The sequence below is a fragment of the Victivallis sp. Marseille-Q1083 genome (genome assembly GCF_903645315.1).
Lineage (GTDB): Bacteria > Verrucomicrobiota > Lentisphaeria > Victivallales > Victivallaceae > UMGS1518.
The window spans coordinates 342,813-355,960 of sequence record NZ_CAHJXL010000001.1 but is presented as its reverse complement, the minus strand read 5'-3'; the positions used below and the strand labels follow the sequence as shown (position 1 = coordinate 355,960).

General features: G+C 57.9%; 11 protein-coding genes. 5 read left to right on the top strand and 6 right to left on the bottom strand.

The features are described 5' to 3' along the window. Nucleotides 1-258 precede the first annotated feature (258 nt). The 3 genes from HWX74_RS01360 to HWX74_RS01350 all read right to left on the bottom strand — a co-directional run bounded on the left by HWX74_RS01360 (nt 259) and on the right by HWX74_RS01350 (nt 2,953). Nucleotides 259-1,305, bottom strand: coding sequence for a LacI family DNA-binding transcriptional regulator (locus HWX74_RS01360; protein ID WP_176011816.1), 1,047 nt, complete (start codon nt 1,303-1,305; stop codon nt 259-261). A 10-nt stretch (nt 1,306-1,315) separates the two neighbouring features. Beyond that, nucleotides 1,316-1,975, bottom strand: coding sequence for a prepilin-type N-terminal cleavage/methylation domain-containing protein (locus tag HWX74_RS01355; protein WP_176011815.1), 660 nt, complete (start codon nt 1,973-1,975; stop codon nt 1,316-1,318). Nucleotides 1,976-2,083: 108 nt separating this feature from the next. Beyond that, nucleotides 2,084-2,953, bottom strand: coding sequence for an AraC family transcriptional regulator (locus HWX74_RS01350; protein WP_176011814.1), 870 nt, complete (start codon nt 2,951-2,953; stop codon nt 2,084-2,086). A gap of 244 nt (nt 2,954-3,197) precedes the next feature. Between HWX74_RS01350 and HWX74_RS01345 the strand changes: the two genes are divergently transcribed. After that, nucleotides 3,198-3,983 (top strand): ThuA domain-containing protein, encoded by a 786-nt coding sequence (locus tag HWX74_RS01345; RefSeq protein WP_176011813.1) that lies wholly within the window; start codon nt 3,198-3,200, stop codon nt 3,981-3,983. Between the two features lie 46 nt (nt 3,984-4,029). After that, nucleotides 4,030-5,097, top strand: a complete 1,068-nt coding sequence (locus tag HWX74_RS01340) for a Gfo/Idh/MocA family protein (RefSeq protein ID WP_176011812.1) — start codon at nt 4,030-4,032, stop codon at nt 5,095-5,097. 87 nt (nt 5,098-5,184) lie between these two features. Here HWX74_RS01340 and HWX74_RS01335 read toward each other — a convergent pair whose 3' ends face one another. Continuing rightward, nucleotides 5,185-7,182: a hypothetical protein gene (locus HWX74_RS01335; RefSeq protein ID WP_176011811.1), complete on the bottom strand. Its 1,998-nt coding sequence runs from the start codon at nt 7,180-7,182 to the stop codon at nt 5,185-5,187. Nucleotides 7,183-7,574: 392 nt separating this feature from the next. Here HWX74_RS01335 and HWX74_RS01330 point away from each other — a divergent pair, with 392 nt between their 5' ends. Beyond that, nucleotides 7,575-8,594 (top strand): LacI family DNA-binding transcriptional regulator, encoded by a 1,020-nt coding sequence (locus HWX74_RS01330; RefSeq protein ID WP_176011810.1) that lies wholly within the window; start codon nt 7,575-7,577, stop codon nt 8,592-8,594. A gap of 55 nt (nt 8,595-8,649) precedes the next feature. Further along, nucleotides 8,650-9,390: a type II secretion system protein gene (locus tag HWX74_RS20400; protein ID WP_217704816.1), complete on the top strand. Its 741-nt coding sequence runs from the start codon at nt 8,650-8,652 to the stop codon at nt 9,388-9,390. A 59-nt stretch (nt 9,391-9,449) separates the two neighbouring features. Here HWX74_RS20400 and HWX74_RS01320 read toward each other — a convergent pair whose 3' ends face one another. Beyond that, nucleotides 9,450-10,343 carry an AraC family transcriptional regulator gene (locus HWX74_RS01320; RefSeq protein ID WP_176011809.1) on the bottom strand — a complete coding sequence of 298 codons (894 nt, stop codon included), beginning with the start codon at nt 10,341-10,343 and terminating at the stop codon, nt 9,450-9,452. 88 nt (nt 10,344-10,431) lie between these two features. Between HWX74_RS01320 and HWX74_RS01315 the strand changes: the two genes are divergently transcribed. Then, on the top strand, nt 10,432-11,784 hold the full coding sequence (locus HWX74_RS01315) for an ADP-ribosylglycohydrolase family protein (protein WP_176011808.1): 1,353 nt from the start codon (nt 10,432-10,434) through the stop codon (nt 11,782-11,784). Nucleotides 11,785-11,949: 165 nt separating this feature from the next. Here the strand turns inward: HWX74_RS01315 and HWX74_RS01310 are convergent, their stop codons facing one another. Continuing rightward, entirely contained in the window at nt 11,950-12,813 is an 864-nt protein-coding gene (locus HWX74_RS01310; RefSeq protein WP_176011807.1) for a pirin family protein, read from the bottom strand. Nucleotides 12,814-13,148 lie beyond the last annotated feature (335 nt).

The window sequence follows — 13,148 nt, the reverse complement described above, 5'->3', positions numbered from 1 at the left end:
TTTTCGTCGATTTTATAATATATTTCCGGTGGCGCTTTGCAAGCCGCCGATAACAAAAATACGGAAATTTCCGGCAAATCTCTGTTAGTGGCGGGACGGGAGAGGATGGGAACAGGAGTGTCCCGGCGGTTTTTTCCGGTTCGCTTAATAGGCCGGACTGGCCCGGAATGCAAAGAAATTTTCGGCGAATTGTCGCCGGAGTTGTGCCGGGCGCGGCACTTTCTGGAGTTTGCGCTGGAAGACTCCCGGCGGAAGCCGTCAATTCCGGGTGGAGCCGCGCGGCACGAAGACCGGCGGAATGACGAGCCGGCGGCAGACGGTTTCCGTTTCCAGCGCCAGCTTGAACAGCGCTTCGGCCATCCGGCCGTTTTGAACCTGGAAACTGCTCAATTGCGGGTGCATGCGCAATGCCAGCGGCAGCAGATTGCCGAACCCGATCACCTGGAAATCGTTCGGCACCGCGTAGTTGTGCAGCAGCGCAAAGCGGAGTATTTCACTGGCGAGGATATCGTTGGTCGCCAGGATGGCATCCGGCTGCACGCCGGGAATCCAGGCTTTCAGCGCCGCGTGAATGACCAGGCTCAACTCCTCCTCGTCCAACGGCACGTTGCCCCGGCTGAATTCCAGTTGCAGCGCCGCTTCCGGTTCCAGGTTGCAGCGCCGCAAACCGTCCAGATAGCCGGCCAGGCGGTCCTGGATATGCGGGTGCTGGTTATTCGGCGACAGGAAGCCGATCCGCCTGGCGCCGTGGCGGTGGAGGTATTCCACCGCCTGGGTGTAGGCGGTGCGGTGGTCGACGGAAACCGAGAGCGCCGTTTCGGTTTGAAAAGCCGGCTGTCCCAGGTACACCACTTTCAGGTTCGGGTGGATGCACTTTTCGATCGACGGGTAGCTGCCGCCGATCAACGGCTGGTGCTGCAGGCAGATGACCGCCTCGACGCTCCGCGAGGCGAATTCGTTGAAATAATTGGTGAAATCATCCAACGTGTCCATCACCTGGCCGATCAGCAGATGGTAACCGCGGCCGTGGGCGGCTTCGCCGAGGCGGAACAGCAAATCCTGCGACTCCTGGGTGAAATAGTTGTTGATCAGCACGCCGACGATTTTGCTGGAGCCGCCGCGCAATTCGCTGGCGCTCTGGTTGATGGTATACCCCATCTCCTTGGCGGTCTGCAGGATTTTTTCCCGCATTGCCGGCGAGGCTTTGAAGGTCCTGCCGGGATTGTTTCCCAGCACGGAGGAGACGACGCGCTGGGAAACGCCGACGGCCTGGGCAATATCGATTTGACGGACTCGCTGTTTCATGGCGTCAGGTTCAATCCAGCGGATAGAAATATTCCTGATTGTCGATCCAGTTCACTTCGCGGCCGCCTTTGTCGACGTGACCGTCGACGAAAAGGATGTTCATCTTTTTGTTATGTTTGTAGTCGAAGGCGAAATACTCCGAATTCGGATCGGCGGTGTCGTAGGAGACGTATTTGACGAACGCCTTGTTGTCGCCCCAGTAATATTTGCCGGCCGGATTCTTGATGACCGACAGTTTGCGGCCGGTCCAGTTGGAATCGCCCGGATATTTCGGCGTCCAGTCGTCGTTGTATACGCCGCCGACGTAAACGTTCGGAACGTAGGCGAAACCGTCGGTGCCGCTGTAGCCGTCGGCATTGTAGGACGGGCATTGAAATTCGGTGTTCAGAAAATTGCCCCAGCCTTGTCCGTTTTGAGCATCCTTGATGCCGAGGTACATGCCCAGCGTGGTCGACATGTGCTTCCAGCCCCATTCCGCCGGCGGGCTGGCGTCGTTGTTGTCGTTCGAATAGAGGAAACAGTCCAGGCCGACCTGTTTCAGGTTGCTGGTGCACTTGATCGCCTGAGCGGCGGCTTTGGCCTTGGACAACGCCGGAAGCAGCATGCTGGCCAGGATGGCGATGATCGCGATCACCACCAACAGTTCGATGAGGGTGAATTTCTTGTTCATAATCGTGACAATCCTTGGTTGTTTTGGGAAATTTTGTTCTACGTAGAACAGTATAGCAAAAAACAACCGAAAAGTCAACCCCCCGCTGCGAAAATAACATGAAATTTTTCAGACGTCCGGCCGGCAGCCGCTCTCCCGCACCAGGCCGGGGGTGACGCCGACCAGCGACTTGAACGAACGGGAGAAACTGGAGCTGTCGGAGAAACCGGTGCGCTCGGCGATCTCCTTGCAGCTCAGGTTGGTTTGCAGCAGCAAATCCAGCGCCAGGTTGATTCGCCGCCGGCCGATGTATTCGCTGATATTCATGCCGGTCTGCTCGCGGAAACTGCGCGACAGGTGTTCGCGCGACACCTTGAGCTCGGCGGCGATGGCGTTGACCGACCCGGCCCGGTGCAGGTTCTCGACGATATACTCCTGAGTCCGCCGCACCAGAATGCTCTGGGGAGTCTGGATCGACTGCTTTTCATAGGTGTTGCCGAGCTCGGCGAACAAATCCATCACCAGTTTGCCGGCCGCCAGCGGCGTCAGCAACTGCAGTGCGCCGCGGCAGTTGCGGTATTTCTGGAGTTGCCGGACGATGCCGCGGTCCAGCGGCAGCCGGAACAGATAACCGTAGCGCCGGTTGATATCCCGGATCATCGGCACCGACATCCGGCCGCCGAAACTGATCCAGAGGAAACGCCAGGTTTCGGTGCCGTCCGGCGGGTAGAGGTAGCTGATTTCGGGATCGGCGTGGGCGTGCAGGAAAGCCATGCCGGGCGTCAGATCGTAATAGTGCCTGCCCTGGCGGAATTTGCCGCGGCCCTGCAGCGTCACCGACAGTTGCCCGCCGCGTTCCCGCCGGTTGTAGCCGTCCAGCCGGTAGGACGGCTTGCCCTGCTCCTCTTCGACGACGACCATCGGATACGGCAGGGTTTTCAGCGGCATATGAACTTCAAAATCGACCTGCCAGAGCCGGCAGGCAAAGCCTCCATACATGTGCGGACTCTCCTCAAATCAATGGATATCACAAAATGTCTAATGTTTTCCCTCAAAAATACCATCATGCGCTCATGAAAATGCTTCCCGATATCATATAATAACATCACAACCTCACAAAGTCCAACTCACAAATCGATTTTTCTTATCACAAATTATCAATGCCGGAAATATTGCTTTTTACCGGAAAATTGGTTATAATTGTAGGAAGATCAATTTTTCAACCCGATTGAAAGGATAGAAAATGAGTGCGAAAATCAATGTTACCATCTGGAACGAGTACCGTCATGAAAAGGAGAGTGAAGCGATCCGGGCCATTTATCCGGAGGGCATTCACAGCGCCATTGCCAGAGGGATCGCCGCCGACGATTTGAACATCCGCCTGGCTTCCCTGGATGAACCGGAGCACGGTCTGACCGAAGAGGTGGTCAATTCCACGGATGTGTTGATCTGGTGGGGGCATTGCGCGCACGGCGAAGTGCGGGATGAGGTCGTCCGGCGCGTCCACCAGCGGGTGCTGGAAGGCATGGGACTAATCGTGCTGCATTCCGGCCATTTTTCGAAAATCTTCAAAGCGGTCACCGGCTGCAGTTGCTCGCTGAAATGGCGGGAGGCGGCGGAAAAGGCGCGTTTGTGGAATATCGCGCCGTTCCATCCGATCACCCAGGGAATCGGCGAATATTTCGAGCTGCCGCATGAAGAGATGTACGGCGAACGCTTCGACATTCCGAAAGACGGCGAATTGATTTTCATCTCCTGGTTCGAGGGCGGCAATGTGTTCCGCAGCGGCGTGACGTTTGAACGGGGGTACGGCAAGGTGTTCTATTTCCAGCCGGGCCATGAATCCTATCGTTCGTTTTACAATGCCGACGTCCTCAAGGTGATCGGCAATGCGGTGCGCTGGGCCAGGCCGGTGTTCTTCCGGGAGATGGAAGCCCCCTGTTATCCGGCGCTGGAGGAGATCCGTTCGGTCGATCCGGGCGCGCCGAAGGCCGGCGTGGTTCAGAATGCCGACGGCACCAACAAATAAGCCGGTTTGCCGGCGTGAAATATAATTGTTAGAAAGGTAGTGGATCATGGCGAAATTGAAAGCCGGAGTCATTGGACTGGGGATGGGCTGGGGGCACCTGGCCGGTTATGCGAGTCACCCGGATGTCGAAGTGGTGGCGGTGGCCGACCGGATCGAAGCGAAACGCGAAGCGGCCAAAAAGGAATTCAACCTGCCGAAAATTTATGCCGAGGGCATCGATATGATCCGGCAGGAAAAGCTGGACATTCTGTCGGTCGCCGTGCCGAACAACCAGCATAAGGAACTGACGGTTGCCGGGCTGGAAGCCGGCGCCCATGTGCTTTGCGAGAAGCCGATGGCGATGAATACCGCCGAAGCCGAGGAGATGCTGGCCGCGGCGAAAAAGCACAACCTCAAACTCGGCATCGATTTCAGCTACCGGTTCAGCCCGCAGTCGCGGGCGATGAAGACCCTGGTGGAAGATGGCCGGCTGGGCGAGATCTATTACGCCCGCAGCGTCTGGCTGCGCCGGCGCGGCGTGCCGGGCTTTGTGGCCGGTTTCAACACGCAGGGCGCCTCCGGTTCGTGGTTTTTCGACAAGAGCCAGTCCGGCGGCGGTCCGCTGATCGATCTGGGCGTGCACCGCCTCGACCTGGCGCTGTGGCTGATGGGCTATCCGGAACCGGACTGGGTGATGGGCAGCACTTATTGCAAACTGGCGCCGGAAATGGCCAAATATTACAACCAGAACTATACGGTCGAAGACCTCGCCTGTGCGATGATCAAATTCAAAAACGGCGCGACGCTGGAGCTCGATGCCTCCTGGGCGGCGAACATCAAGGAAAATGAGCAGATGTCGACCCGCCTGCTCGGCGACAAAGGCGGCCTTTACCAGTACAACCTGAACGAAGGCTATACCTACGACGTCGAATATTACCAGGAAATCGACCGCAAGCAGTTCGACTGCACGCTGCATCCGCCGGTGCCGGAAGTGAAAAGCGCCTTCCACATGTTCGTCGATGCGGTGCGTGACGACAAACCGTTCCTGGTCCAGCCGGAAGAGGGCGTCTGCGTCATGCGGCTGCTGGATGCCATCTATAAATCGGCGGCGACCGGCCAGCCGGTGCAATGCTGAATCGATGATAAATCAATCGCTCCGGTTGCCCCGGAGCGAAATTGTCTGTCGATAAGACGGCGGCGGGGGCCGCCGTTTTTTTTTAGTTCATTTCTCCCGGAGGAAGATCTTGGCTTCGTAGGGTTTCAACTCCACGGTGAGCGTTTCGCCGGCCTGCACCGGGATGGCCTGCCCGGGGGTGAGGAAATCACGGAATGTTTCGCCGCTTTCCACCGGAATTTGCGCGGTCAGCGGATGGCGGCGCGAACTGTTCAATACGACCAGCCCCTTTTCGAACCAGCGGTAACGCAGGGCGCCGTCGGCCTGCCGTTCGCCGGAAGGCTGGCGCAGGTCGAGCTGATAGAAGCGGTCCGCCCAAGGGAGCAGTTGTTCATTTTCGCGCAGCGTATTCCAGTCGTTCCACTGCAGATCGAACAGCCGGGCGTAAACGACGCTGAAGAGGCAGTTTTCGACCATCTGCTGCGGGGCGGCCTGATAGGAATAAGCCTGCTTGTCGCGGTCGTAATAAATGCTCAGGTAGCTCAGCAGGGTAGGCGCTTTGCCGTGCCGGAAGGCGTCGGCGGCGCAGATGCCCTTGTATTCCAGCGTTTCCCAGTCGACGTTGGCGACGGTTTCTTCGGCCATCGCGGTGTCGCAGAAAGCCCACTGCTGCGGCGCGTTGCCGTTGTTGTGCATGACGATGTGATCGTTGCCGTAACTCTTTACCGTGGCGTAGACGTGTTTCAGCAGCTCCATGTACAAATCATGGTCGTTGCGTCCGGGGGTGTGGCGGTGCATTCCGGCCTCTTCGCCGCGGCATTGCGGCAGGTTGTAGGCGTTGTCGATGAACACGCCGTCGGCCTTGAGGTTTTCGATCAGGTTGCGCATCTGTTTGACCGCCTGGTAATGCAGCGTTTTCTGGTGCACACAGGTGGAATATAAATCCGGCAGATTGTGATTGAGCGACCACAGCGAATGCATCGGCGTGCCGTCCGGATTCAACGCTTTCCATTCCGGGTGGTGCGCCATGTCGTAATCACTGTCCGACTCGTAAATTTCCATCCAGTTATAATAGAGAATGCTGCGGACGCCGCCCGCCTTCATCGCCTCGCGCGGCGGCAGCTTGGCGGGGGAATGGTTGAAGAAGGAGAACTGCCCCCAGCGCGCCTGGACCTCTGCCGGCGTCAACTCCTCGATCGGCTTCTGCCAGGCGTTCGGCACCGGGAAACGGCCGCATTTGTCCTGTGCCAGCAGCCAGTCCGGCGCCGGGGTGCCGTAATCCAGGTTGGCCAGGTCGCAGGGCGCTTCCGGCGCCCGGGCGGCGCTGACGCCGGCCGCCAGCACCTGCTGATAGAGTGCCTCGGCGGCCTGCTCGTCCGGCACCGAGGTCAGGCAGAAATTCACCGCCATGCTTTCATCCTTGTTCAGCAGCAGATCGCGCGGCGAGGGCACCAGCATCGCGTTGTGTACGACGTATTCGGAGCTGCGGACCGCCAGCGAGTAGTTGGCCTGTGCCAGCAGACACCATTGCGGTTGGTCCTTTTCCCCCCAGACCAGCCAGCCGTAAACATCGACATCGCCTTCGATTGGCGGCAGATAGGCCATGTACTCCGACGCCTTGCCGCGCCAGACGCCGTCCGTTTCGTCGCGGGTGGCGTAGTCGAAAACACTCTCATCCCAGCCCCAGAAGAACAACTCCCGCCGGAAGCCTTCCAGATTGCGCACCGCGCTCTCCACATGGACGCCGGGCAGGTGATCGTAGACCGTCAGCCGGACCGTCACTTCCCGGTTGTCCTGCAATGGAAAAACCGCGGTGACCGACCGCTGATTCCCGGTTGCTTCCTCCGCGATTTCGGCGACGGCGGCCTTCGGCCGCGGCCAGTAAACCCCCCAGTCGAGATAGTTGGAGGCGTAGCATTGCAGCGTCCGGGTGCCCGCCGGGGTGGTCACCGTCAGATCGGCGGTGTCGAGGTCCAGCGTCACCGAATCCGGGCCGTTTTCCACGGTGACCAGGCGGGCGGGGGCGGTCTCGGCCGCCGGCAGGGGTGCCGCCATGCAACACCCCAGCCAGCCGATGGCCAGCAGGCAAATGCGCTTCCGATTCATATAAATTTTCTCCATAAATAAGGTTTGCACCGCTCCGGAACGGCGATTGGCGGAATGAAGTTTCCGGTCCAATCGTTCCGGTGCCGGAAATATGGGTTCAGGGAGGCTGACTTCGGCGGTTTGCCTTGGCAGACGGACTCCCCTTGTTATTTATACTATATTTTGGAAAAAAAGTCAACCCCCCTGGAAAAATTAATTCAAAAAAATGCTGCCGGTTTCATCTTTGTTGCAGCAACTGGTTGCATGCAAATTTTCTTTATAAGCTCTTTATTTTTAATGCTAATAAAAAAAGATTAAATTTTTTTTTGTCAACCTATTGACATTGCTTTCGTTTTTTGCTATACTTATAGTAAACACCAGTTGCAGGCACTTAACCTATGAGCGGGCACGAGATGGACATCAGGACATTCGCAAAAATATTGGATATTTCCGAGTCGACGGTTTCCCGGGCGTTCAGCGGAAAATCGCCGGTCCGGCATGAGACCAAGCGTCGCATCTTCCAGAAAGCGGCCGAGCTCGGCTACCGTCCGAACGGTCATCTGGCCAGCAACAATCTGCCGTTCGCCCGGGAGCAGATCGTGGTGATCCATCCGTTGCCGGGGATCCGGCTCGGGTTGGATTTCTTCTTTTCCGAAATGTACGAAGGCATCAACGCGGTGTTCCAGACGGTCGGCTGGCAGGTCAGTCCCCATCTGCTGTTCAACGATATTCCGCTGCTCGGCGATTTTTACTACGATGTGTTCAAGGCGGCCAACATTCACGGCATCATCTGCGGCTGCGACACCGATTTATATCCGGATTTGAAGAAACGGCTCGACTGCTGGGCGAAGCCGTTCGTGCTGGTCGGCAACCACAATCCGCATGGCGCCGACAATGTTCGGGTCGACATCGAAGCCGGCGGCCGCATGGTCGGCGAATATTTCCGGCGGATCGGCCGGCGGCGGCCGGTCGTCGTGCTCGGCGATTACAAGCGGGAATGTCTCGATGACATCGAACGGCCATTGGCCCGCGGCAAGGAGCGCGGTTTCCTCGACGGCATGAAGGCCGGCCGGGAGGAGGTCGTCTGGATTCGCGGCGGTTATTCTTACGCCGACGGTTTCGCCAGTTGCCTGAAATTATTGCAGGCCGGCGCTTCGTTCGACTGCGTGTTCTGCGGCAACGATATCCTGGCGACCGGTTTTCTGGCCGCCGCCCACGCCCACGGCCTCAAGGTGCCGGAGGACGTGGTGGTGTTCGGTTTCGACAATGTCGAAGTGTCGCAGTTCACCGTCCCGGCTTTGAGCACGGTGGACCTGCAGCGCCGGGAAGTCGGCCGGGCCGCCGCCGCCGGGCTGCTGGACTTGATCAGGCACAAGGAAAGCCGGGTGAATTTGACCTTGAAGCCTCAGTTGATTTTGCGGGAATCCGCTTGAATATCCGGAATTGAGTCCGAATAATCATAACAACCAATGGAAAGGGTACGAGAAGATGAACAAGAAATTCACGTTGATTGAACTGCTGGTCGTCATTGCGATCATCGCCATCCTCGCTTCCATGCTGCTGCCGGCTTTGGGCAAGGCCAAAGCCAAGGCGCAGGAGATCAAATGTATCGGCAATGTGAAGCAGTTGTCGTTGGCGACGACGATGTACACGATGGATTACAACGATTATTTTCCGCTGTTCCGGCCGGATCCCGCAGCTTATACGAAACCGGAAGATAAAAATGCGAGTGTGCCGGGCAATGAATTCCAGACGGCGGTTTTCTGCTGGGAAGGCGGCGATTATTACGAAAGCTACATGGATCTGATCCATCCGTATGTCGGTTCCTTCGAGGTCTATGCGTGTCCGGGAGCGACCAACGGCAAATTGTGCGGCAGTTACGGTTACAATTCGGAGGCGTTCGGCGCCGAGGCGGTCACTGGCGGAACGGAAGGCGTGCCGGTTAAATCCACTTCGCTGGGCAGCCCGTCGGAGTTGATGGTGCTGATGGATTTCGATTCGGTCTGGAAAGCGGTGACCGGAGCGATCTATGACCTGGCGGTCAAGGACGGCTGGACCGAATCGATGATTTTCGCCCAGCATGGCATGCGCCACAATCTGGGCTTTGGCGACGGCCATGCCGAGAGCCAGAGCTATTCCGGTCGTTATGTCAACGACTTCCGCGAATACGGCATGGCATTTCCCGGTTTCGGCATCGGCAATAACAAGAGCGGCAAATACGGCTGGTAAGCCGCTGCTGTCCCGATTCTCCGTTTCAGGACCTGGAAGCGCCGGAATTTCCGGCGCTTTCAGCTTTTGCCTGCCGGGGTTTCCGACGGCTTCTTTCCCTGTCGGTAGGCGACCGGGGAGAGGCCGTAAGCGGCTTTGAATTGACGGTGAAATGCCGATTGGGTTTCGTAGCCGACGGCGACGGCAGCCGCTTCGACGCCGCAGTTTTTGTGACGCAGCAGATAAGCGCCCATCTGAACCCGGTATTGGGTGAGATAGCGTTGCGGCGACCGGCCGAAAACTGCCGTGAAAAGCCGGTAGAAACTGCTGGTGCTCATGTGGCAGAGTCTGGCCAGCCGGGCCACGGTCAGTTTTTCCATATAGCTGCCGGTGATTTTTTTCAGTGCCGGCGCGAGTTGCTCGACATCGCGCCGGACCAGCAGCGCCGGTTCGGCCGGCCTGGCCAGCGCGGTTAATTGCAGCAGCATGTAACGGAGCAAGTTGGCGGTGGCGGCCGGTTGGCTGTGGGGCGCTTCCTGCTCGGCGATCAGCAGGCGCATCGCGTCGCGCAGCCGGGGAAACTGTTCGCCGTCGAGGAGATTGCGGAATTTGCTGCCGCCCAGTCTGGCGCTGTCGCAACAGTAATCCTGGTCCGGGTCGCCGGTTTTGAGTTGCTGGGGATTGAAGTTCAGGAAACGCCAGACTGACGGTTGGCCGCCGGTGCTGCGCGCCCGGTGGAATTCAAATTCATTGATGATGCTGACGTCGCCGGCTTTGAACGGCATCACCTTGTCCTCGACGATGAAAATTCCCTGGCCGGCGAGGCAGAGACCGAATTCCACCGTATCGTGCAGGTGCAGCGCTTCGATCTCTTCGAGCGGCACCCGATAGGGCGGTGCCAGCCGGATGCCGGTTGTCTCCAGCCGGACCGGTTCATAATGGTGGGAATAAAATGAATTTGAACGATTCCGCATGAATTTATCCTGTTGTGACAATGAAAAACAAGAAATCATGCCATATAGTAACATCCGCTATCGAAAAAATCAATGGAAAGGATAAAAAATGTTACCGACGATCCAGCACCTCAGAAGTATTTTGCAGAATGTCATCGCCCAGCGTTACAAACAGGGATACGACACCGCCGGATTGCAGAACGAGCTGCGGAAATTGCCGGAGAGCTATGATGCGCTGGCCGCTTTCGCCGAAAAGTTGGAATCGTTGCCGCGGCGGAATGATTTCGGTTACGAGCAACCGGAAACGCTGGCGGAGATATTTGCCGCCTGCCCGCCGAATTTCACCCGGCAGCGGATCGGCCGCCGGCTTTCCGGGGCGGAAGCGGCGGCGCGGGCGCGGAGTGCTTTCCTGGGGGCGGTAGCCGGCTGCATTCTCGGCAAGCCGGTCGAATGCGATCCGACGCTGGAAGAACTGCGGAAAGCGCTCGAATCGACCGGCGACTGGCCGTTGCGCGATTATTTTTCACTGCGGACACTTGACGCGCTCGGCCGACGTCATGATTCGGCGGCCACCTGCTGCCGGGAAACGATCCGTTATGTCGAACTGGACGACGACATGAATTACATCGTCACCGGTCTGCGGATGCTGGAACTGCACGGCCTCGATTTTACCCGCTGTCACCTGGCAAAGTATTGGCTGGAGAACCTGCCGTTGTATTGCACGTTCGGGCCGGAACGCAAGTTTCTGCTGGATGCCGGGCTCAACTGGAATTGGTCGCCGGACGCGCCGGTGAACGAGGAAACGATTGACCGGATGCGGCGGCGCTGGGTGGCGAATGACGAAGCCTGCGGTGCGGCGATCCGGGTGGATTCCTATGGTTATGCCTGTCCGGGCCTGCCGGCGCTGGCGGCGGAGCTGGCCTGGCGCGACGCTTCGCTGACCCATCGTTTCACCGGCGTTTACGCGTCGATGTATATTGCGGCGGCGGTGGCGGCGGCGCCGGTGCTGGACGATCCGATGGCGATTTTCGAATATGCGATTTCCTGTGTGCCGCAGCAAAGCTATTTTGCCGAGGTGATGCGCGATGCTTTCGACCTGGTTGGGAAAGCCGCCGATTATCTGGAAGGCTACGCCGGCATCCATGCCAAATACGGCGAATACCGCCACTGCGCGCTCTATCAGGAATGTGCGCTGTTGATCAACACGGCCAAATTTGCACGGAATACCGAAGAAGCGATCTGCATGCAGGTCAGCCAGGGGTGCGATACCGATTGTTTCGGCAAGATTGCCGGTTCGATCATGGGCGGTTTTTTCGGTCCCGGTTCGCTGCCGGAGCGCTGGATTGCGGTTTTCAATGACGATTTCCGGGTCTGTCCGCCGGAGTTCACCGAGCGGTCGCTGTCGAAAGTCGCCGACCGGATTGCCGCCTTGCCGGCGCTGACGCTGGATTTGCCCTGCTGATCACTGGATGGTGATGGTATACGGACTTTTTGGCGGGAAAGACATCGTGTGCGATTTTTCTTTTCTTGAAAAAAACAATCGGTCCGGGGCGTACCCGGCCGCGATCCAGCGGCCGGGCGGCAGGTTCGTTCTGCCGATGGCTGTATCAACCGGCGAAGGCACCTTTCAATTGTAATAGTTCAGATGGGCCTTTTCGCAATTCGGGACGAAGGTGCCGTCTTCGAGCTCTCGAAAGGCTTGCTCGAGTTCCTTTTGGGTGTTCATGACGACCGGACCGGCCCAGGCGATCGGTTCGCCGAGCGGTTTGCCGGAAAAGAACAGGAAACGCGCCCCGGCGGGTCCCGCCGTCAGCGCCAGGGAATCGCCCTGGCCGAACAGCAGCGCCCGTTTGCTTTCATAAAGCGTTCCCGCGACCAGAAGCGAGCCCTGGACGATATAAAGGAATACCGTGTTGGCAGGAGGGGTCTCCACCTGCCAGGCTTTGTCAGGAACCAGCTCGACGTCCAGATACGTGGTTCGGACGAAGTTGCCCTGCATCGGCGCCCGATGGGTGTGGTATTCGCCGGAAATGATGGCGATTTTGGCGCCGGGTTCTTCGACTTTCACGACGGCATGGGCTTGGATGTCGTTGTAGGCCGGGGCGGTCATTTTGTCTTTCTTCGGCAGGTTGATCCACAGTTGCGCGCCCAGCATGTGTTCCGAAGGCTGCGGCATTTCCTGATGCAGAATTCCGCCGCCGGCGGTCATCCACTGGCAACTGCCGTCGGCGATCGTCCCCCGGTTGCCCAGACTGTCGCCGTGGTCGATCTTTCCGCTGATCAGATAGGTGACCGTTTCGATGCCGCGGTGCGGATGCCAGGGAAAACCGGCGATATAATCATCCGGGTCATGCGAATCGAAGGCATCCAGCATCAGAAACGGATCGAAATCCTTCACATCCCGATGGCCGATCACCCGGGTCAGCTTGACGCCGGCACCATCTTCAGTTTTGATGCCGGTAACAACTTTTGCGACTTTTCGTTCACTCATAATGACTCCTCCTTCACTATTGCGGTTTAGTCGTTAATAGAATCTATTACATTTTTAAGAATATGCAAGGAGCTGATTATCGTTTCCGCTGGAATCATTCTGACGCGGCCGGGAAACATTGTGCGATCGTGGAAAAAACGCCCTTCGGGAGAAGCCGAACAACCACCGTTTCACGGCTGAGCTCCGCGGACAAGCCGGCGGCGGGCCGAAACTGCTTCGGGGGTCGGGGATATAAACAAAATCGGATCATCAGGGAAAGAAATAGAATATAAATGCCGAATTTTCAAAAGTCAAAGGGTGGTTTCCGGTTTTTCGGAAAATGATGTTGCCGGCGA